Raw genomic sequence first — 18373 nt, 5'->3', positions numbered from 1 at the left:
ATTGGGCAGGTGCGCCCTTGGCCCCGCGCCATCACGCATCCATCACGTAGGCGAAGAGCACGAAGGCCGTTGCGGCCAGCACCGCGATCCAGTAGGCGCGCCTCCACCGCAGAAACGGGAGGATCGCCAGAACCAGGAAGCTCGGCAGGCCGAGGATCATCGCCACCGCGCCATATCCCGCCGCATATCCCGCGACCGCCTGCCAGTCCCGGTCGGCGGCCCACCGTGTCTGCATCTCGCCACTCCACAGGAAAACCAACGCCGCAAGGGCGCTGCTCAGAGCCAGACCCATCACGAGGTATCCCAGTCCGGCAAGGCCCCACAGGATCAGCCGCACGCCCAACGGGGGCACGCCACCGGGCTTAGGCGTCTGATCGTTCATCTAGCGTTTCTTGCCGGCCTTGCGCGCGGCGGCGGCGGCGGCGCGGAGCTCCTCGGCGATATCCTCGGCCTCTTCCGGCTCGAAATCCATCGGCAGGTCGATCCCGTCACCCGCGATGTAGATGCGGACCATGCCAAGCGTCGTCGGACCGATTTGCATATCCGCCGAGATGTCGTTTTCGCTGTTGATCCCCATGGACGCCTCCGGTGACATTGACCCGAACGGCCTATCGCACGGCAGAGGGGCAAGGCAAGGGAGGGCGCGTGGTTGGAGATCACCTTCCGCGATATCGAGGTTGGGGACGTGGAATGGCTGATCCGCGCCCACGCGGAGCGCTACGCCGAGGATGACGGGTTTGACGACACGTTTGGGCCGCTTGTGGCGGGCATCCTAGAGGATTTCATGGCCCATCGGGAGCGGCCCGTGGAGCGCGCCTGGATCGCGTGCGACGGCGACAGGCGTCTTGGGTCCATCTTCTGCGTGAAGGGCGCTCTGCCGGGTGTGGCCAAGCTGCGCCTGTTCCTGCTTCTGCCTGCCGCGCGCGGCAAGGGATTGGGGCGCCGGATGCTGGATCTGTGCATCGAGCACGCCCGTGCGCAGGGGTTCGCGGCGCTCACGCTCTGGACCCACGAGAGCCACGCGGCGGCCTGCGCGCTCTACCGAAAGGCCGGGTTTGTCTGCGTCGCGTCGCGGCCCGTCCACTCTTTTGGGGTGGATCTGGTGGAGCAGGAATGGACGCTCGACTTGTCGCGTTGAGGGCCTTGCAATCGGAAGGTCTCGGCGCTATTCCGCGCCAGTGCATTGGATATGCCGGCGTAGCTCAGTTGGTTAGAGCGCCTGATTGTGGATCAGGAGGTCCCCCGTTCGAGCCGGGGCGCTGGTACCAAGCCCCCTCCCGATGATGTGACGATGTGCGGTGACGGTGCGCGCGCGACCGTTTCGCCGTGCGTGTGCACGTCGACCGACCGGGGGGCCAGCCCCCCGGACCCCCCGGGATATTTCGGGCACATGGAAGGGGGGGGTCAGCGCGTGTTGAGGTCCATCTCGTCGACCAGGTTGCGGGTGTCGGAGGCGAAGACGCGGATGATGCCGTCATCGCCGATCACGATCGTGTAGCCGTTGACGACGCTGTAGCCCACGGTTTCGACACCGGCGGGAATGTCGAAGACGTCCGGATGGACCAGAACCGGGCGGCGATCCTGGTTGAGGAACACGACCAGAAGTACGATCACCGCCACCATCCCGAGGATCATCACACCGGTCAGCACCGTCACGAGGTTCTTGAGGAACCGCAGCGAGGCGGGTAGGGGGAGGTCTTCTTCCTGGGCAGGATCGGCCATGTCGGGCTCCACACGTATCGTTTCACTTACCATCGGCCCCGACCCGGAGTCGCGCCTTGATAAGGCAGTCGCCCGCGCCGTGCCAGAGGGCGAGGCGATCAGCCGGTCTCGCCTTGCCAAGCTGATCCCGGCGGGCGCGGTGTGGGTGAACGGCGCCCCCGTCACCGATCCGAAGGCGAAAGTGGCCGAGGGCGACACGGTGGAGATCCGCGTGGAGGAAGCGGTCGAGGTGGAGACACGGGCCGAGGATATTCCCCTCGATATCCTGTTCGAGGATGCCGACCTGATCGTGGTGAACAAACCGGCGGATATGGTGGTGCATCCGGCCCCCGGCTCCCCCACCGGCACGCTCGTCAACGCGCTGCTGCACCATTTCGGTGGGGAATTGTCGGGTGTGGGGGGCGAAAAGCGGCCCGGGATCGTGCATCGGATCGACAAGGACACGTCCGGCATCCTGGTCGTCGCCAAATCCGACCGCGCCCATCACGGGCTCGCCGCGCAATTCGCCGATCATTCGATGGAGCGGGAATACCTCGCCATCTGCCACGGTGCGCCGACGCCGTCCGATCCGCGCCTGCGCGGCACCAAGGGGGTCAGCTTCGAGGGGCCGGTCCTGAAGATCACGACGCAGCTGGCCCGCCACAAGACCGACCGGCAACGCCAGGCGGTGCTGTTTTCCGGCGGTCGCCACGCCGTCACGCGGGTACGGGTGCAGGAGGTGATCGGGACCGTCGCCCTGGTGTCGTGCCGGTTGGAGACCGGGCGCACCCATCAGATCCGGGTTCATATGGCCCATGTGGGCCACGCTTTGGTGGGCGATCAGACCTATGGCGGACGGCGGCGCGTCTCCGACAAGACCCCCGGCGCGGCGGCGCTCAACACGTTCCCGCGCCAGGCCCTCCACGCGGCGGTTCTGGGCTTCAAACACCCTGTCTCTGGCGATGTCCTTCGGTTCGAGGCCCCATTGCCGGAGGACCTGCGCGCGCTCCTGACCGAGATCACGCGGAATACACGGTAAATTGTGCAGAATTGCACGGTGCTGCGCGCTGTAGCGCCTTGCGGTTCGCATTCGCATAGTGCATAACAGGCTCCGGTTTTCGGAACCGAACCACTTGATTTGAAGTTAATCGTATTTACATGTCCTGCAACCGGGCCGGAGCGCCCGCCCGATCAAAGGGGGACCGATCATGGCCAACTACGCAAATCTTCCCGCACCGACCCCGGAAGGCGGCCTGAACCGCTATCTCCAGGAAATCCGCAAGTTCCCGATGCTCGAACAGGGCGAGGAATACATGCTGGGTAAGGCCTGGGTCGAACAGGGCGACACCGAAGCCGCCCACAAAATGGTCACGTCACACCTGCGTCTCGCGGCGAAAATCGCCATGGGGTATCGCGGCTACGGCCTGCCCCAGGCCGAAGTGATTGCCGAGGCGAATGTGGGCCTGATGCAGGCGGTGAAGAAATTCGACCCCGAGAAGGGCTTCCGCCTTGCGACCTACGCGATGTGGTGGATCCGCGCCGCGATCCAGGAATATGTCCTGCGTTCGTGGTCGCTGGTGAAGCTTGGCACAACCTCTGCCCAGAAGAAGCTGTTCTTCAACCTGCGCAAGGCCAAGGCCCGCATCGGCGCGTTGGAGGAGGGTGACCTGCGCCCCGAAAACGTCGAGCGGATCGCCAACGATCTGGGCGTGACGGAGACGGAGGTGATCTCCATGAACCGGCGTCTGTCGGGCGGCGATGCCTCTCTCAACGCTCAGATCGGGTCCGAGGATGACGGCTCTGCCCAATGGCAGGATTGGCTGGAGGACGAGGATGCCGACCAGGCGACGGATTACGCGGAGCGCGATGAGTTTCAGGCCCGCATGTCCCTGATGGAAGAGGCGATGGAGGTCCTGAACGAACGGGAGCGGGACATCCTGACCCAGCGCCGTCTGCAGGAAAGCCCGGTGACGCTTGAGGATCTGTCGAGCGTCTACAATGTCAGCCGCGAACGCATCCGCCAGATCGAGGTGCGCGCGTTCGAGAAGTTGCAGAAACGGATGCGCGAAATGGCGCGGCAGCAGGGCATGCTCGCCACCGCCTGACGCCCGCCCGACCGACGACAAGCAAACGGCCCGCCCGGTCCCCCCGGTGCGGGCCGTTTCGCATTTTCCGCATCGTGCTTAACCGCGGCTTAACGATCAATCTGGTAAGGTTCTCCCGACTTGGACCATAGGGTGGGGGCCTTATAATCGTCCCCTTCATTTGCCCAACCGACATTTCAAAAGGGACCGACCGCCATGAAACTGCAATCCTCCTATTGGACCTTCGTGACGCATACCCGTGCAAAGCATCGCGCGGGCGGATTTCGCCTCTTCAAGCCCCTGTCGTAATGGTGCCGGATAGGGCCCGGCACGCAGGTAAGGTTTCCCGTGCCTTTCTGCCCCGCGCCCCGCAGGCCATGATGATCCCGACAAACGCCCCGTCCGAAAGTGCCTTAACCATGACCAAGATGATCCACGCTTTTCGTCCCGCGATCGGTTCCAACCGTTACCACGCCCGCGTGGTGATGGAATGCGGTGCGCCCGTCGCCGCGATTTGGGCGGATCTTGCGGGCGTGGTCTTCGATGCGGCGCTGCACCCCTCCGATGCCGCCACGCGCGCAGCGTTGGAGGAGATGGCCCGGGCCTTGCGCGGGGCCGGTGCCTCGCCCCGCACGTATTTCGCGCTCCACGGGGTGCTGGACGAAATGTTGAACGATGTCACCGCCGAGGTGCCGGATATGCGCGCGGGCCTGCAATCGGGGCTCGACCAGGCGCTGACCACGATGATGCGCGCGGCCCATGGCCTTCAACCCGCCCCCCAGGCTGAGGCGGCCTGAGGCAAAATTCCCCGCATATGGGCTCGGTCAACGTCTGGCCCATGCACCGCGAACCCAGTAGGCTGTCCCCCGTAGATGCGTGGGAGAGGATGCCATGGCCCGCAACGATGACGCCAATCTGGACGGCCGATTGAACGGCGAACAGCCCGCAAGTGACCGCGATCCGCTGCTGCAACGGTTGCTCTACATCGTTCTGATCGCCGTGATGCTCAGCCTTGCCAACACAATCCTGACCGCCGTGACCGTGATCCAGTTCATCGTCATGGCCGCCTCCAAGGGGGAACCGAACGAGAGGCTGGCCGATTTCGGCACCGATCTCGGCATCTGGATCGCCAAGGCCACGCGCTACCAGACCGCGGCGTCGGAGGTGAAGCCCTGGCCGTGGACCGACCTCGACTGACGGCCGCGCCGTGCATGTCCGCACGGGCGGCCTGCGCGGTCTGTGATTGACCGAACGGCCCCGCGCCGCCCATCCTCGCACGCAATCGCGCCAGCAAGGAGCCAGCGGATGTCCGACGCCCCCAAGATCGCCCAGAAAGCCCCCTATCCCGTGAAGGTGGAGGCCGGAAAAACCTATTTCTGGTGTACCTGCGGCCAATCCGGCGCGCAGCCCTTTTGCGACGGGTCCCACCAGGGATCAGCGTTCGCGCCCCTGAAATACACCGCCGAGGAGGACGGCACTGCGTTCTTCTGCGGCTGCAAAGCGACGTCTAACGCGCCGCTTTGTGATGGGTCTCACAGCACGCTCTAGGCATCTGGGTGTGGTCCGTTAGCCTCGCAGAATTGCCTGCGTTTTCAATGAATCAGCCGTCTGTGCAACCTTGCACACGGTCGCCCTGTCGGGGTCGCGCTAGTCCAGCCGCGCTCGCAAGACCCGCATCATGTTTCCGCCCATTACGGCCCGCACCTCGTCCTCCGTTGCGCCCGCGCGCAACAGGGCATCGGTCAGTGCGGCAAGTTCGGACGTGTCGAACCCCACCGTGACCGACCCGTCATAATCCGACCCGAGAGAGACGTGTTCGACGCCAAGCACGTCAATCGCGGCCATGATCACCCGCGCCACCCCGTCGGGGCTGTCATCGCAGGTCACATCCGCCCAATAGCCGATCCCGATCACGCCGCCGCCTTGATCGGCCCCGTTCTCCACGATCAACCGCATCAGGTCATCGGGGAAATTCCGGTGGGCATCGCAGGCCGACCGCAGGCCGGTATGGCTGACGATCAGGGGGATATCCGTCATCTCCACCACCTCGCGCGCCACCTGTTCGGAGGAATGGGCAAGGTCCAGGATCATGCCGCGCGCCACGACCTCCTCCACGACCGCGCGTCCGAAATCGGTCAGGCCCCGGTCGCCCACCCCGTGAAGCGACCCGCCCAGTTCATTGTCGAAGAAATGGTGCAGCCCGACCAGGCGATAGCCCGCGTCCTCCAACCGGTCGAGGTTCGCCATATGCCCCTCCAGCGCGTGGGCCCCTTCGATCCCGAGGATCCCGCCGACCACCGCTGCGCCGCTCGCGCGGTCCGCCAGCAGGGCCTCCAACCCGGCCGCATCCGTAATCACCCTCAATGCCCCATCCGAGGCGTCGGCAAAGCCGTGCAACCGCTCCGCCTGGTAAAGCGCCCGCTCCACCAGACTGTCCCAGGTCCGCGGTGGCCAAAGCTGTCCGATGGCCAGAAGGGTGATGTTGTCCGCCGCATCCGCCGAGTTCTCGTGGTAATTCTGCCCCGCCGGGCTTTTCGTGACGGCGGTGAAAACCTGCACGGCCACGTTGCCTTCCAACAGGCGCGGCACATCCACATGGCCGCGATTGCCCCGCTCCGTCAGGTCGCGGTTCCACAGCAGGCTGTCGGCGTGCCAATCCCCGATGACCAGTGTCTCATGCAGGGCGGCGGCCTCGTCGGACACGGAATAGGGGCCTTGCCAGTTCACGGCATTCCGCTCCGCTTCGACGTAACCCGGCGCGAAGATCAGGAACGCGACAAGTGCCGCGATGCAGACCAGCAAAAAACGTCCTAACCATTTTCCGAAGCTGCGCATGTCTTGAACCTCCCGTCGTTCGGGCTCAGGTTAAACAGGTGTAACACCTGCGCAAGGGCGACGTGACGGGAGAAGGGCCATGGCCGGCGGATGGGCGAAAGACGGTGCGGTAAGCGAGCAGATCGAAGCCTCCATCAACGATGAACTGGCCCGGATGCGCGCCACCAAGGGTCCGACGGGCGAAAGCCTCACCCATTGCGCCGATTGCGACGAACCGATCCCCGAGGCGCGGCGCAAGGCGCTCCCCGGTGTGAAGCTCTGCATCGACTGCGCCAGCGACCGCGATGCCCGGCCCGAGATGCGCGGCGGCATCAACCGGCGCGGCTCCAAGGATTCACAGCTGAAATAGGCGTCAAAGCCCGGCGTAGCGGGCGACCGACGCGACGACGATCTGCGTGGCTTGGTGAAGGCGCCACATGTCCAGGGCCTGCGCGATGTCGGTGGTGGTATGGTTGCGCGGGCTTTCGGCCCCGCCGTCGTAAAGCCCGACCGCCGGAAACCCCGCCGCCTCGAACGGCATGTAATCGCTGCCCCAGATATCGGTATGGGTGGTGGTCAATGTCGTGTAGTCGGCGGCGGCTTCGGCCATCAATCGCCCGAATTGCGCGGCGGCCGCATCATTGCCCGGTACCGCGTTGCCCATGTCGTATTCCACGATCATCGGGGTGGCCGGATCAGGCGGACGCCAGCCCAACATGTCGAGGTTGATCATCATCTCCACCGGCCATCCCTCGGCCGTCGCGATCCGCGCGCAGGCGCTTGAGCCGACAAAGCCCTGCTCCTCTCCTGCGAAGGCCACGGCCACCACGCCCTTGTCCAGGCCCGCCCCCGTCAGCACGTCATAGGCCATCAGCATCGCCGCCACGCCGGTCGCGTTGTCATTTGCCCCCGGCGCACGCCTCAGCGGCGCTTCCGAGATGCTGTCGTAATGGGCGCCCAGTAGGATGATCCCGCGCGGGTCCATCACATCGCCCGCCACGATATTCGCGCGCGTCTTGCCCGATGGCATGTCAAAACTCTGTCGGCGCGCAGGGGCGGCCTCCGTCGACATGATCCGCGCCATCTCGGCCTCGACGGCGGGAAAATCGGGATGGTCCGTGAAGCGGGTCGGAAAAGCGGTCAGGGTCTGGATCACGAATTCCAGCATGGCGGGCCGCACCTGATCCACCAGCGCCGCGATCGGATCGCCCTGCGCCCATACCGGTCGGGCGGCAAGCGCGGCTGCCCCCGCCAGAACCATCCGCCGGTCCATCATCTCAGGCGCATCCTCAGCAGATCCTGCGGCCCCGCGCGTCCCTCCAGCCAATCTTCGCCCGTATCCTCGAACGCGCCTTTCAGATAGCACGCCCGCGCCGCAATGTTCCGGTGGTTGACGGTCAGGTCCACGCAAGGCCGGTCAGGATATTCCGCCGCCAGATGGGCCTTCATCACCCGGACCGCCGCCGTCGCAATCCCTCGGCCCTGATGCGCGTGGTCGATCATGAAGGCGCGCAGCCCCAGCGCATCCCTGGCGCAGATGGGGATGTTGTAGTGATACGCCCGGTCGATCTTGAACAGCCCCACCGGGACGTCTCCCTCGAAAATCCCGTGCAGGTCGAAACGCGCCGGGTTCTCCGCAAACGCCTCCGCCACGGTGCCGCAATACACCTCCTGCTCCGGCAAGACGGCGATGTCGGCGTAGCGCGCCCGATCATCCGCCAAGATCCGGGCCAGGGAAACGGCCCTGCTCAATCCATCGCTTCCAATTCGTCGATGAAGCCTTCGATCATGCTCAGGCCCTTGTCCCAGAACGCCGGGTCGCTGGCATCCAGGCCGAAGGGTTCCAGAAGCTCCTTGTGATGCTTCGACCCGCCCGCCTTCAGCATGTCGAAATACTTCTCCTCGAAGCCGGTTTCCCCATTGGCCGCCCCCTCGGCATAGACCGCATACAAAGCATTCACGAGGCCGTCGCCGAACGCATAGGCGTAGACGTAAAAGGGCGAATGCACGAAATGCGGGATATAGGCCCAGAAGGTCTCGTACCCGTCCATGAAATTGAACACGGGGCCAAGGCTTTCGCCCTGCACAGACATCCACAGCGCGTTGATGTCATCGACCGTCAACTCCCCCGCACGGCGTGCGTCATGCAGCTTGCACTCGAAATCGTAGAACGCGATCTGGCGCACGACGGTGTTGATCATGTCCTCCACCTTGCCCGCCAGCATCACCTTGCGCGCTGCGTCATCCTTGGCCTCGGCCAGCATCTTGCGGAAGGTCAACATCTCCCCGAACACGCTCGCGGTCTCGGCCAGCGTCAGCGGGGTGGAGGACAGCAACTCACCCTGACCTGCCGCCAGCCGTTGATGCACGCCATGCCCCAACTCATGAGCCAGCGTCATCACGTCACGCGGTTTGCCGAGGTAGTTGAGCATCACGTAAGGGTGCACCTCGCTGACCGTGGGATGCGCGAAGGCACCGGGCGCCTTGCCCTCCTTCACGCCCGCATCAATCCAGCCATCGGTGAAGAAGGGCCGCGCCAGCTCCTCCATCCGGGGATCGAAAGCCGCATAGGCCTCTGACACGACGCGCTGCGCCTCGTCCCAGCCGACCAGCCGATCCTCTTCCATCGGCAGGGGCGCGTTGCGGTCCCAGACCTCCAGGGTGTCCAAGCCCATCCACTTGGCCTTCAGCTTGTAATACCGGTGGCTCAGGCGCGGATAGGCGGCGACGACCGCATTGCGCAGCGCCTCCACCACCTCCGGCTCCACGTGGTTCGACAGGTGGCGGCCCATCTGCGGGCTCGGCAATCCGCGCCAGCGGTCGTGGATTTCCTTTTCCTTGGCAAGCGTGTTGTGCACCCGCGCGAATAAGGGCGCCGTCTCCGCGAACTTGTCGGCCAGCGCCCGCGCGCCCGCTTCCCGCCGGTCCCGATCGCTGTCGGTCAGCAGGTTCAGCGTCGCCTCGATCCCCATCGCCTCGCCATCGACCTCGAACGACAGCCCCGCGATCTGCTCATCAAACAGCTTGTTCCACGCGCTTGCCCCCACGACCGATTTGTCGTGCAGGAACTTCTCCAACTCGTCCGACAATTGGTACGGCTTCATCGCCCGCATCCGGTCAAAGACCGGCTTATAGCGGCCCAGGTCGGCGTTTTCTGCCATCATCGCATCATAATGCGCGTCCTCGATCCGGTTGAATTCCAGGCTGAAGAACACCAGCGGCGTGGTAAAATTCGTGATCTTGTCCTGCATGTCGGACATGAACTTGGCCCGCGCACCGTCGGTCGTCTTCTGGTAATAGCGCAGGCCCGCGAAGGACATGACGCGCCCGGCGATCACGTCGATCCTCTCATAGCGCAGCGTACAGTCCAGAAGGCCCGCCGCATCCAGATCGGCCAATTTGCCCTCGTAATCCGCCGCAAAGGACCGGCAGGCCTCTTCCAGCCAATCCAGATCGCGCTTCAACTCCGCCGCGTCTTCCCCGGCATACAGGTCACTGAGGTCCCATTCCGGCAAGTCCCCCAAGGGCATCCCCCCGGCTTCGGCGGCGGCGTCACGCGGGGCTTCGATTGGACGGAACGAGCGATGCAACATGTAAATCCTCATTGGGTAGCTTTCCGCATCTACATAGGGTGGCCGAAGCCGGGATCGCAATCCGTCACCTCGAAAAATGAAAAGCGCAGCAAGATATGGTATGGGGTGGGGCAGTGCGGTGCGCACGAAAGGCACCGAGACTGGGAGAGGGGTGATTTTCAATGTCACATTCAACTTGCGCCATGGCCTTGGCTGGAATCCTCTTGCTTGCCGGATGCGAAGGCTTTGTCACGCCGACCGATGGGAGCTTGCCACTCCTGTCGCAGCGGCCCGACCAGACCATCCGCGAGGATGGCGGTATCATTACCGTCGACGGGACGAATTTTCTCGTCACGAACGTGACCCACCTCTGGATCGAGGACGGCCGGACCGGACCGGGTTTCGGCTCGGAGCGCGCAAACCGCTTTCTGGAGGTCCAGGTCAGAAACCGGACGGTCCGATGCGAAAATGACGAGGATTGCGTGCGGCGGGTCCGCCAGACGCTGCAAGAATTGAACGCGGATGACTACCGCTAAACGTCGCGCCTACAACTCCACGTCGCCCTCACCCGTGACACCGGGCTGGAATTCCGGCGCATCGGGGGAGCGGCGGATGATGATGTCGCCATTGGGCAGGCGCTCGGGCAACTCGTAGGAGGTGAAATCGTCCATCAATTCGCCCATCCGATCCAGGAACGGCAGCACCTCTTCCTCGAAATAGGGCCGCGCCTCCTCCAGCATCGGACGCATCTCCTCCATCAGCCCTTCGAGGATCAGGCGCGTCCCCTCGCCCAGAAGGCCAAGGCCCTCGCTGACATCTCCGCCATCGTCCTGCGCCGCGGCGGGTGCCGCAATCGCAAGCATCCCGGCCACGGCCATCGTCGAAATGAAATGTTTCATGGCCCAAAGATGGGGCCTGCCCCTATCCCAGATCAAGGGAAACGGGAAAATGGTCCGATGCCGTCAGCAACGCATCGCGCAAGGCCGCGTCCCCCCAGCAGGCCGGGTCATCGAACGGGTGCCAGATATGCCAGCGCCGCGCTTTTGTCCTCAGATCGGGGGATACCATGATGTAATCCAGCAAGGCCTGAAGGTACCGCCCCTCGTGGCGCAGAAAAAATCGCGCCGTTGTCGGCATGGCGGACAGCCGCGATTGCAGCGCCCGGGCGCCGTGAGGGTCGAACAGCCGCCCCGCCGCCGCCCCGCTTCCCATCACGATCTCAAGACCGGAGCGCCCGAAGAGCGCCTCGTATTCATCCAGACCCGGCCCGTCATTCAGATCCCCCGCCACGATCAGGGGCGTGCCCGCCTCCAGATGCGCCTCCACGCGGGCCCGCAACCAGATGCATTGCGCCAATTGCTTGCGCCGGTTGGCGATGGCCAGCCGCATCGCGTGGTCATCGTCCCGCGCGCCGTGGGGGGCCTTGGATTTCACGTGGACCCCGATCAGGTGCAGGGGTCCGATCGGCGTCTCCAGCGCCACTTCCAGCGGCGGCTTGGAGAAGCGCACCACGTCCTCGGTCGCGTCGATATCCAGGTCGATGCGAAACTCCGTCTCGAAACCCGGCGCGCCCAAATCGCTTGGCGCGTGGGCGGCCTGCACCACATCCGGGTCGTAGAGCAGCATCAATTCCTGCTGGGTATCGTTCTGGAACCCCATGCAAACCGCGCGCGCCCGAATGCCCGCCGCATGCGCAAAATTGCGCAAGGCCGCCACCCCGTCGCGCCCGCGTGAACAATCGGGCGCCTCCACAACCAGGATCGCGTCGGCGTCGAGCGCCCGGAACACCACCCCAAGCGCGTCGATCTGCATCGCGCGCGACACATCGCGCCGCGCCGACCATGCGTCATCGTGCAACAGCCCGCCCGCATCATCGAACAGCGTGTGAAACCATTCCACATTGTAGGTCGCAATCCGCATCCCGAGATCCTTTCGCGCGCGCGCCCTGTCTTCCATGTGCCGAAAATATCCCCGCCGGAGGCTGCGGGACAGTCACGCCGCGCGCGCGGCCTGTATGTCTTCCCACGCCCGGTTGACCGCCTGCATCCGCCGCTCGGCCAGCCGCACCGCCTCTTCCGGGACACCGCGGGCGATCATCCGGTCGGGATGGGTCTGCAACACCTCCGCCCGCCACGCGGCACGGATGTCCGACAAGTCATCGTCGGGCGAGACGCCCAGTACGCTGTACGGATCGGGCGCGTATTCCGGCACGTGGCGCATCCGCAAACGCTGGAAAGCGATATCCTCCATCCCGAAGATCTCCGCCACGCGCGACAGGAAAGCATCCTCGGCGGGGTGGTATTCGCCATCCGCCGTGGCGATGTGAAACAGCCCCTCCATCAGGTCGCACAGGACCGAATCCGTGCCGCAGGGCTGGCCGTCGATGCGAAACATCTTGGCGATCCTGCCGGCATATTGCTCGAACCCGGCCACGTCCTCGCGGGCCATGTTGAACACCCGCGCGGCGGCCGGCTCGTCCTCGGGGGGTATATGGAACACGTCGCGGAAGGCCGCCACTTCGTCACGGGTCACACGCCCGTCGGCCTTGGCCATCTTCGCGGACAGCGCAATGACCGCGATGGTGAAGGCGACCGTGCGTTCGGGCGGCGTGCGCAGCCGCTCGAACACCATCGACAGGCTTTCTCCCTGGCGGAGCGCGGCCACGGCTTCACTTATGCGGGTCCAGAGCGACATGGCCACAGCTTTAGCGCGCCGGGGCCGGTTTCGTCATGGGGAAAGCGCGGCCCTGCGGCGTCAAAGCCCGCTCCGCACTTTGAAACACAATTCGGCAAGCCGCAGCATATTCACAGATGCGTCTGCTGGCCCCAGCGTCTTCACAGACGCTTCTGCAAGCCCCAGCGTCTTCACAGACGCTTCTGCAAGCCCCAGCATCTTCACAGATGCTTCTGCATCAACACCAGGTCGATGAGGCGTCCGAATTTGCGCCCCGCCTCCGGCACGTGCCCGACCTCCACGAATCCCAGCGCCCCGTGAAACGCCAGACCGCCCGCATTCTCCGCGGAAATGCCGCCGATCAGGGAATGCACACCCTCGGCCTTTGCGTCGGCCTCCAGGACATCCATCAAGGCCCGCCCGAACCCCTGACCCCGCGCTGCCGGACCAAGATAGATCGCGTGCTCTTTCGTATGGGCATAGCCATCCCCGCCCCGAAACGGCCCGTAGGTGGCAAAGCCGCGACACGTCCCGTCCACGAGTGCCACGAACATCGGCTGGTCCTCCACGATCGCCGCGATCTCCGCTTCCGATTTCGGCGTGGAGGTGAAGGTGATCGTCGTCTCGCGGATCACCTCGTTCCAAAGGTCGCGGATCGCCGGCACATCTTCAGATGTCGCCCGCCGGATCATAGCGTGACCGGGCCGTCGGGCGTATCCAGCACCGCCTCAAGCCGCACGGTCTCGCTTTCCTGCATGACGATCCTCGGGTCATCTAACAGGGGCGCCAGGGCCGCGCGCAGCGCATCCGCCACGGGGGAATGCAGGCGCAATTCTCGCAACCGCACGCCGGTATCTTGCAGCAACGGCGCGGGATGGACCGGCCCCGTCCATTCGATCAATGCCGGGAACAGCCCGTCGAACGGCGTCTGCCCGCTCTCCGGCACCGCCATTTTCCAGCGCAAATCGGCGCGGGCCAAGTCCCATGGCACGCCAGCCCCTTCCGGCGCCTGCGCCAGCGCCGCGTCGATATCGGGGCACCGCGCCGCCCAATGGGTCAGCCCGGTGCCGGGTCCGCGCGCGTCCAGGTTGTACCAGCGCGGCTGGCCCGGATCGCGCCCCTCGGGGTCGACCGCGATTACCTCGAAATATTCCTCCGGCCCCAGCGACAGCAGGCGATTATGGGTGCCCATCGCCGCGTGTTCCCCACCGGGAAGCAGGCTCTGGCCAAGGCGCGCTTCGGTCTCGGCCACGCCTTCGGCCAAGGCAGAACTCGTCACCACGATATGATCCAGGGTCAGCATGGGTCTGTCCTAGCGCAGGCGCGCCGGGGCGGAAAGCATCTTGCGCGACCGCGCCCGCTTCCGCCACATGGCGCCATGAAAGACGACGATCCCAAAGCCATCGCCCGCAGGTCGGCCTTCGCTGCGCGCAAGGCGGCCCATGCCTGCGCCATCGACAAGATCGGCATGGCCACGTCCCACCTGCTCGACGTCATCGGCCCGGTCTCCGACAGCCTGACCGTGTCGGGCTACCTTCCCATCCGAACGGAGATTGATCCCCGCCCGGCCATGACGCTGCTCCACGCGCAGGGCGCGCGCCTTTGCGTGCCGGTGATCCGGGGACCGGGCGAGCGGCTCGATTTCCGCGAATGGACCCCCCATTGCGCGCTGGTCGATGGCCCGTTCGGAGCGGAAGTGCCCGCCGATGGCGCTTGGCTGGAACCCGATATCGTGATCGCACCATTGGTGGCCTTTGATACCCATTTCAATCGGCTGGGATATGGCGGCGGCTTCTATGACCGCACGCTTCACGATCTTCGCGACAGGGGCCATGTCCGCGCCATCGGGTTCGCCTATGCCGCACAGCAGATGGCGGAGCTTCCGCAGGAGCCGACCGATCAGCCGCTCGATCAGATCGTGACGGAAAACGGCCCCCTTGCCGCGCCCGCCAAGGCGACCTAAGCCAACGCCATGCGTATTCTGTTTCTCGGCGATGTCATGGGCCGCGCGGGCCGGACCGCGATCACCACACGGCTCAAGCCCCTGCGGGAGGCATGGCGCGTCGATTTCGCGATCGTGAACGGGGAAAATGCGACCTCAGGCGCGGGGCTTTCCGGCGCACATGCGAAGGTGTTGCTGGAGGCTGGCGCCGATTGCCTGACCCTCGGCGATCATGCCTTCGACCAGAAGGACATGCTGCAATTCATCGAAGCAGAGCCGCGGGTTCTGCGCCCGCTCAACTTCTCGAAATCCGCGCCGGGCAAGGGCGCGCGGCTGTTCGACGTCAAAGGCCGCAAGGTTATGGTCGCCCAGGCGCTGGGGCAGGTCTTCATGAAACGACCCTTCGATGATCCGTTCTCCGCGCTCGACGGGGCGCTCAAGACCCTCGGCGGGCAGGCGGCGGCGCGCATCGTCGATATCCATGCGGAAGCGACGTCCGAGAAGATGGCCGTGGGACATTACTGCGATGGCCGGGCAAGCCTGGTTGTCGGCACCCATACCCATGTCCCCACCGGTGATGCGATGATCCTTCCGGGCGGCACCGGTTACCTGACGGATGCAGGCATGTGTGGCGACTACAATTCCGTCATCGGCATGGACAAGACAGAGCCGCTGCGCCGCTTCCTGACCGGCATGCCCAAGGACCGCTTCAGCCCCGCAACGGGGGAGGCGACATTGTCCGGCGTCCTGATCGAAACCGATGACCAGACGGGCAAGACCACCAGGATCACGCCGATTCGCGAAGGCGGACGTTTGCAGACCAGCACCCCATGACCCGCACGCGCTGGCTGCCGCTGATCCTGCTGATCGGCATGGGCGCGCTTTGGGGCATCACGCAGCCCCTGTCGAAGATCGCCGTGGCCGACGGATACCGCGACATCGGCATCATCTTCTGGCAATTCGCCATCGGCAGCGTGCTTCTGGGCGCGCTCAACCTGGTCCGGGGCAGGGGCCTCCCGCTCGGGCCCGCCCAATTGCGGTTCTATCTGATGATCGCGTTGATCGGAACGATCCTGCCTAACTGGGCCAGCTTCACCGCGGCGGTGCACCTGCCCTCCGGCATCCTTTCGATCGTGCTGGCCACGGTGCCGATGATGGCCTTTCCCATTGCCATGGCGCTCGGGATGGACCGCTTCTCGACGCTGCGCTTCGTGGGTCTGTTGCTCGGTCTGGGGGCCATCGTGATGATCGCCGCGCCGGACAGCAGCCTGCCCGACCCGTCGCTTGCCATCTGGCTCCCCGTCGCCCTGATCGCGCCGTTCTTCTACGCGGTGGAGGGCAACGTGGTGGCGAAGTGGGGCACCGCGGGCCTCGATGCGGTGCAGGTTCTTCTGGGCGCGTCGATCCTGGGGGCGATCCTTGCCCTGCCGCTGGCGCTTGTGACCGGCGAATTCATCGCCCCGCCCGCGATCTGGGGGCCGGCGGATTGGGCCATCGTCGGTATCGCGCTGGCCCATACCAGCGCCTACGCCACCTATGTCTGGCTCGTGGGACAAACCGGCGCGGTCTTCGTATCCCAGGTTGGCTACCTCGTGACCGGTTTCGGGGTGGTCTGGGCCAAGCTGGTCTTGGGGGAATCCTATTCCGGCTGGATCTGGGGCGCACTGGCCCTGATGCTGATCGGCGTCGCGCTGGTGCAGCCGCGCAAGGGCGCAAATCAGGGGGCGTGACGCGCCGCGCAGTCTCCGCGCTTGCCGCCCCCCGCACACTCCACCATGATCGCCGCACCATGATCGACCTATCCCTCTCCCAGACCGGCGAAGGTTTCCTCGCCATCGCCATCCTGCTGGCCATGTTCGGGCTGTTCCTCTGGGAACGCTGGCCGACGGAGGTCGTCGCCATCGGCGGCTGCGCCACCCTGCTGATCCTGGGCCTTCTGCCCTATGAGAACGCGATTTCCGTCCTGTCGAACCCCGCGCCCTGGACAATCGCGGCGATGTTCATCGTCATGGGCGCGTTGGTGCGCACGGGATCGCTTGACCGGCTGACCAAGTTTGCGGAGGCCAACGCCAAGGCGCGCCCCGCTTTGGCCGTCCTGTCGCTTCTGGCTTTCGTGGCCATCGCGTCGGCCTTCATGAACAACACGCCGATCGTGGTCATCATGATCCCCGTCTTCGTCCAGATCGCCCGCATCCTCGGCCAGTCGCCGTCGAAATTCCTGATCCCGCTCAGCTATGCCGCGATCATGGGCGGAACGCTGACGCTGATCGGCACCTCCACCAACCTGCTCGTCGACGGCGTCGCCCGCGCGCAGGGGTTGGAGCCGTTCACCATCTTCGAAGTCACCCCCATCGGCCTTGTCGTGGTCGGATGGGGCATGCTCTACCTGCTGATCTTCGGGCGCAAATTGCTGCCCGACCGCTCGTCCATGGCCGCCCTTCTGGGCGGCAACCGCGCGCGCCCGAAATTCTTCACCGAAGTGGCCGTGCCCGAGGGCTCCGCGCTTGTCGGCCAATCGGCCCATGAGGTGGACCTCTTCAAACGCGACGGAATGCGCCTGATCGACGTGCTACGTGGCGATGCTTCGCTGCGCCGCGACATGGCCGGTGTGGTGCTTGAGGAAGGCGACCGCGTCGTCCTGCGCACGGAAATGTCGGAGGTTCTGAGCCTACAGCAGAGCAAGGACCTCAAGACCGTCGACAAGCTCAGCCAGGTGGCCACCGCGACGGTGGAGGTGCTGATTACGCCCGGATGCCGGATGATCGGGCGCTCGCTCGGCAACCTGCGCCTGCGCCGCCGGTACGGCGTCTATCCGCTTGCCGTGCATCGCCGGAACCAGAATATCGGCACGCAACTGGACGATCTGGTGGTGCGCGTGGGCGACACTCTGCTGTTGGAAGGCGATCCGGCCGACATTCAGCGACTGGCCGCCGACATGGACCTTGTCGATGTCTCGCAACCGTCCGAACGCGCCTATCGCCGGGCGAAAAGCCCCATCGCCATCGCGGCCATGGCTGGCATCGTGATCTGCGCGGGCCTGAACCTCGCCCCGATCCTCGCGCTCGCCGTGATCGCCGTGGCCATCGTGCTGCTCACCGGCTGCATCGACGCGGAAGAGGCGTTTTCCTTTGTCGAGGGCCGGCTCCTGGCGCTCATCTTCGCCATGCTCGCCGTGGGGGCCGCGCTGGAACATACCGGCGCCATCGCAATGATCGTGGGCGCCATCGCGCCTTGGCTCTCGGACATGCCGCCCGTCGTGCTGATCTGGGCGGTCTATTTCCTGACCTCGATCCTGACCGAGCTGGTCTCCAACAACGCCATCGCCGTCATCATGGCGCCCATCGCGATTGCCCTGGCCCAGGCGACGGGCATCGACCCGCGCCCGATGGTGATCGCGGTGATGATCGCCGCCTCGGCCTGTTTCGCCACGCCCATCGGCTACCAGACCAACATGCTGGTCTACGGGCCGGGCGGGTATGCCTTCAGCGACTTTCTGCGCGTCGGCGTCCCGCTTAACCTGAGCCTTGGCATCGTGGTCTGCCTCACGATACCGCTGATCTGGCCGCTTTGACCCAAAAGGATTTCTC

The 18373-nt window shown here is 65.1% G+C and carries 24 protein-coding genes and 1 tRNA gene; 13 read left to right on the top strand and 12 right to left on the bottom strand.

Annotation, left to right across the window (positions count from 1 at the left end):
* Positions 1-31: 31 nt before the first annotated feature.
* Both KUW62_RS12710 and KUW62_RS12705 read right to left on the bottom strand, forming a co-directional pair.
* Positions 32-382 (bottom strand): hypothetical protein, encoded by a 351-nt coding sequence (locus KUW62_RS12710; protein ID WP_224815837.1) that lies wholly within the window; start codon positions 380-382, stop codon positions 32-34.
* Positions 383-577 carry a DUF6324 family protein gene (locus tag KUW62_RS12705; protein WP_224817116.1) on the bottom strand — a complete coding sequence of 65 codons (195 nt, stop codon included), beginning with the start codon at positions 575-577 and terminating at the stop codon, positions 383-385.
* Positions 578-649: 72 nt separating this feature from the next.
* Between KUW62_RS12705 and KUW62_RS12700 the strand changes: the two genes are divergently transcribed.
* Entirely contained in the window at positions 650-1138 is a 489-nt protein-coding gene (locus tag KUW62_RS12700; RefSeq protein WP_370632892.1) for an N-acetyltransferase family protein, read from the top strand.
* 53 nt (positions 1139-1191) lie between these two features.
* Positions 1192-1268: transfer RNA gene (locus KUW62_RS12695), tRNA-His, on the top strand.
* 136 nt (positions 1269-1404) lie between these two features.
* Here KUW62_RS12695 and KUW62_RS12690 read toward each other — a convergent pair.
* A complete protein-coding gene (locus KUW62_RS12690) occupies positions 1405-1722 on the bottom strand; it encodes a DUF6476 family protein (RefSeq protein ID WP_224815836.1) in 318 nt (105 codons plus the stop codon).
* Between KUW62_RS12690 and KUW62_RS12685 the strand changes: the two genes are divergently transcribed.
* From KUW62_RS12685 to KUW62_RS12665, 5 genes are all read left to right on the top strand, one after another.
* Positions 1721-2740, top strand: coding sequence for an RluA family pseudouridine synthase (locus tag KUW62_RS12685; RefSeq protein ID WP_224815835.1), 1020 nt, complete (start codon positions 1721-1723; stop codon positions 2738-2740). The two genes, KUW62_RS12690 and KUW62_RS12685, sit on opposite strands and share 2 nt — an antisense overlap.
* 169 nt (positions 2741-2909) lie before the next feature.
* Complete coding sequence (gene rpoH, locus KUW62_RS12680; RefSeq protein WP_224815834.1) at positions 2910-3806, top strand: RNA polymerase sigma factor RpoH; 897 nt, start codon at positions 2910-2912, stop codon at positions 3804-3806.
* Positions 3807-4204: 398 nt separating this feature from the next.
* The gene (locus KUW62_RS12675) at positions 4205-4582 is read left to right on the top strand and encodes a hypothetical protein (protein ID WP_224815833.1); all 378 of its coding nucleotides are present in this window, start codon (positions 4205-4207) and stop codon (positions 4580-4582) included.
* Positions 4583-4676: 94 nt separating this feature from the next.
* A complete protein-coding gene (locus tag KUW62_RS12670) occupies positions 4677-4982 on the top strand; it encodes a DUF4389 domain-containing protein (RefSeq protein WP_224815832.1) in 306 nt (101 codons plus the stop codon).
* Between the two features lie 108 nt (positions 4983-5090).
* Complete coding sequence (locus tag KUW62_RS12665; RefSeq protein WP_224815831.1) at positions 5091-5333, top strand: CDGSH iron-sulfur domain-containing protein; 243 nt, start codon at positions 5091-5093, stop codon at positions 5331-5333.
* A 99-nt stretch (positions 5334-5432) separates the two neighbouring features.
* Here KUW62_RS12665 and KUW62_RS12660 read toward each other — a convergent pair whose 3' ends face one another.
* Positions 5433-6620, bottom strand: coding sequence for a dipeptidase (locus tag KUW62_RS12660; RefSeq protein WP_224815830.1), 1188 nt, complete (start codon positions 6618-6620; stop codon positions 5433-5435).
* 79 nt (positions 6621-6699) lie between these two features.
* On the opposite strand from KUW62_RS12660, the gene KUW62_RS12655 reads away from it, so the two are divergent.
* Positions 6700-6969, top strand: a complete 270-nt coding sequence (locus KUW62_RS12655; RefSeq protein WP_224815829.1) for a DksA/TraR family C4-type zinc finger protein — start codon at positions 6700-6702, stop codon at positions 6967-6969.
* A gap of 3 nt (positions 6970-6972) precedes the next feature.
* On the opposite strand, the gene KUW62_RS12650 is transcribed toward KUW62_RS12655, so the two are convergent.
* The 3 genes from KUW62_RS12650 to KUW62_RS12640 are packed head-to-tail and all read right to left on the bottom strand — an operon-like array spanning position 6973 to position 10192.
* Positions 6973-7875 carry a M28 family metallopeptidase gene (locus KUW62_RS12650; protein ID WP_224815828.1) on the bottom strand — a complete coding sequence of 301 codons (903 nt, stop codon included), beginning with the start codon at positions 7873-7875 and terminating at the stop codon, positions 6973-6975.
* Positions 7872-8351, bottom strand: a complete 480-nt coding sequence (locus tag KUW62_RS12645; protein WP_224815827.1) for a GNAT family N-acetyltransferase — start codon at positions 8349-8351, stop codon at positions 7872-7874. Before KUW62_RS12645 ends, KUW62_RS12650 begins: the two co-directional genes overlap by 4 nt.
* A complete protein-coding gene (locus tag KUW62_RS12640; RefSeq protein WP_370632891.1) occupies positions 8348-10192 on the bottom strand; it encodes a M3 family oligoendopeptidase in 1845 nt (614 codons plus the stop codon). Before KUW62_RS12640 ends, KUW62_RS12645 begins: the two co-directional genes overlap by 4 nt.
* Positions 10193-10374: 182 nt before the next feature.
* Between KUW62_RS12640 and KUW62_RS12635 the strand changes: the two genes are divergently transcribed.
* Positions 10375-10707, top strand: a complete 333-nt coding sequence (locus KUW62_RS12635; RefSeq protein WP_224815826.1) for a hypothetical protein — start codon at positions 10375-10377, stop codon at positions 10705-10707.
* 9 nt (positions 10708-10716) lie between these two features.
* Here the strand turns inward: KUW62_RS12635 and KUW62_RS12630 are convergent, their stop codons facing one another.
* The 5 genes from KUW62_RS12630 to KUW62_RS12610 all read right to left on the bottom strand — a co-directional run bounded on the left by KUW62_RS12630 (position 10717) and on the right by KUW62_RS12610 (position 14147).
* Entirely contained in the window at positions 10717-11070 is a 354-nt protein-coding gene (locus KUW62_RS12630; protein ID WP_224815825.1) for an AAA+ family ATPase, read from the bottom strand.
* Between the two features lie 22 nt (positions 11071-11092).
* Positions 11093-12091 carry an endonuclease/exonuclease/phosphatase family protein gene (locus tag KUW62_RS12625; RefSeq protein ID WP_224815824.1) on the bottom strand — a complete coding sequence of 333 codons (999 nt, stop codon included), beginning with the start codon at positions 12089-12091 and terminating at the stop codon, positions 11093-11095.
* Positions 12092-12163: 72 nt separating this feature from the next.
* A complete protein-coding gene (locus tag KUW62_RS12620; protein ID WP_224815823.1) occupies positions 12164-12865 on the bottom strand; it encodes a molecular chaperone DjiA in 702 nt (233 codons plus the stop codon).
* 200 nt (positions 12866-13065) lie between these two features.
* Positions 13066-13536, bottom strand: coding sequence for a GNAT family N-acetyltransferase (locus KUW62_RS12615; RefSeq protein ID WP_224815822.1), 471 nt, complete (start codon positions 13534-13536; stop codon positions 13066-13068).
* The gene (locus KUW62_RS12610) at positions 13533-14147 is read right to left on the bottom strand and encodes a VOC family protein (protein ID WP_224815821.1); all 615 of its coding nucleotides are present in this window, start codon (positions 14145-14147) and stop codon (positions 13533-13535) included. Before KUW62_RS12610 ends, KUW62_RS12615 begins: the two co-directional genes overlap by 4 nt.
* 75 nt (positions 14148-14222) lie before the next feature.
* On the opposite strand from KUW62_RS12610, the gene KUW62_RS12605 reads away from it, so the two are divergent.
* From KUW62_RS12605 to KUW62_RS12590, 4 genes are read left to right on the top strand one after another with little or no spacing between them, the layout of a single operon-like run.
* A complete protein-coding gene (locus KUW62_RS12605) occupies positions 14223-14807 on the top strand; it encodes a 5-formyltetrahydrofolate cyclo-ligase (RefSeq protein WP_224815820.1) in 585 nt (194 codons plus the stop codon).
* A gap of 9 nt (positions 14808-14816) precedes the next feature.
* Positions 14817-15620 (top strand): TIGR00282 family metallophosphoesterase, encoded by an 804-nt coding sequence (locus tag KUW62_RS12600; RefSeq protein ID WP_224815819.1) that lies wholly within the window; start codon positions 14817-14819, stop codon positions 15618-15620.
* Entirely contained in the window at positions 15617-16516 is a 900-nt protein-coding gene (locus KUW62_RS12595; RefSeq protein WP_224815818.1) for a DMT family transporter, read from the top strand. The genes KUW62_RS12600 and KUW62_RS12595 overlap by 4 nt, the downstream gene beginning before the upstream one ends.
* Positions 16517-16575: 59 nt before the next feature.
* The gene (locus KUW62_RS12590; protein WP_224815817.1) at positions 16576-18357 is read left to right on the top strand and encodes an SLC13 family permease; all 1782 of its coding nucleotides are present in this window, start codon (positions 16576-16578) and stop codon (positions 18355-18357) included.
* Positions 18358-18373: the final 16 nt, after the last annotated feature.

Origin of the sequence: Hasllibacter sp. MH4015, from assembly GCF_020177575.1 — a bacterium.
In the GTDB taxonomy this organism is placed as follows: domain Bacteria; phylum Pseudomonadota; class Alphaproteobacteria; order Rhodobacterales; family Rhodobacteraceae; genus Gymnodinialimonas.
The sequence above is the reverse complement of the archived record's forward strand: the minus strand, read 5'-3'. Positions and strand labels throughout refer to the sequence as shown.

Excerpts from the sequence above, each read along its gene's own strand:
- KUW62_RS12675 (WP_224815833.1), top strand. The coding sequence starts at position 4,205 with ATGACCAAGATGATCCACGCTTTTCGTCCCGCGATCGGTTCCAACCGT.
- KUW62_RS12660 (WP_224815830.1), bottom strand. The coding sequence starts at position 6,620 with ATGCGCAGCTTCGGAAAATGGTTAGGACGTTTTTTGCTGGTCTGCATC.
- KUW62_RS12605 (WP_224815820.1), top strand. The coding sequence starts at position 14,223 with ATGAAAGACGACGATCCCAAAGCCATCGCCCGCAGGTCGGCCTTCGCT.
- rpoH (WP_224815834.1), top strand. The coding sequence starts at position 2,910 with ATGGCCAACTACGCAAATCTTCCCGCACCGACCCCGGAAGGCGGCCTG.
- KUW62_RS12615 (WP_224815822.1), bottom strand. The coding sequence starts at position 13,536 with ATGATCCGGCGGGCGACATCTGAAGATGTGCCGGCGATCCGCGACCTT.
- KUW62_RS12650 (WP_224815828.1), bottom strand. The coding sequence starts at position 7,875 with ATGATGGACCGGCGGATGGTTCTGGCGGGGGCAGCCGCGCTTGCCGCC.
- KUW62_RS12595 (WP_224815818.1), top strand. The coding sequence starts at position 15,617 with ATGACCCGCACGCGCTGGCTGCCGCTGATCCTGCTGATCGGCATGGGC.
- KUW62_RS12640 (WP_370632891.1), bottom strand. The coding sequence starts at position 10,192 with ATGTTGCATCGCTCGTTCCGTCCAATCGAAGCCCCGCGTGACGCCGCC.
- KUW62_RS12655 (WP_224815829.1), top strand. The coding sequence starts at position 6,700 with ATGGCCGGCGGATGGGCGAAAGACGGTGCGGTAAGCGAGCAGATCGAA.
- KUW62_RS12620 (WP_224815823.1), bottom strand. The coding sequence starts at position 12,865 with ATGTCGCTCTGGACCCGCATAAGTGAAGCCGTGGCCGCGCTCCGCCAG.
- KUW62_RS12635 (WP_224815826.1), top strand. The coding sequence starts at position 10,375 with ATGGCCTTGGCTGGAATCCTCTTGCTTGCCGGATGCGAAGGCTTTGTC.
- KUW62_RS12690 (WP_224815836.1), bottom strand. The coding sequence starts at position 1,722 with ATGGCCGATCCTGCCCAGGAAGAAGACCTCCCCCTACCCGCCTCGCTG.
- KUW62_RS12600 (WP_224815819.1), top strand. The coding sequence starts at position 14,817 with ATGCGTATTCTGTTTCTCGGCGATGTCATGGGCCGCGCGGGCCGGACC.
- KUW62_RS12630 (WP_224815825.1), bottom strand. The coding sequence starts at position 11,070 with ATGAAACATTTCATTTCGACGATGGCCGTGGCCGGGATGCTTGCGATT.
- KUW62_RS12685 (WP_224815835.1), top strand. The coding sequence starts at position 1,721 with ATGTCGGGCTCCACACGTATCGTTTCACTTACCATCGGCCCCGACCCG.
- KUW62_RS12710 (WP_224815837.1), bottom strand. The coding sequence starts at position 382 with ATGAACGATCAGACGCCTAAGCCCGGTGGCGTGCCCCCGTTGGGCGTG.
- KUW62_RS12610 (WP_224815821.1), bottom strand. The coding sequence starts at position 14,147 with ATGCTGACCCTGGATCATATCGTGGTGACGAGTTCTGCCTTGGCCGAA.
- KUW62_RS12665 (WP_224815831.1), top strand. The coding sequence starts at position 5,091 with ATGTCCGACGCCCCCAAGATCGCCCAGAAAGCCCCCTATCCCGTGAAG.
- KUW62_RS12590 (WP_224815817.1), top strand. The coding sequence starts at position 16,576 with ATGATCGACCTATCCCTCTCCCAGACCGGCGAAGGTTTCCTCGCCATC.
- KUW62_RS12625 (WP_224815824.1), bottom strand. The coding sequence starts at position 12,091 with ATGCGGATTGCGACCTACAATGTGGAATGGTTTCACACGCTGTTCGAT.
- KUW62_RS12705 (WP_224817116.1), bottom strand. The coding sequence starts at position 577 with ATGGGGATCAACAGCGAAAACGACATCTCGGCGGATATGCAAATCGGT.
- KUW62_RS12670 (WP_224815832.1), top strand. The coding sequence starts at position 4,677 with ATGGCCCGCAACGATGACGCCAATCTGGACGGCCGATTGAACGGCGAA.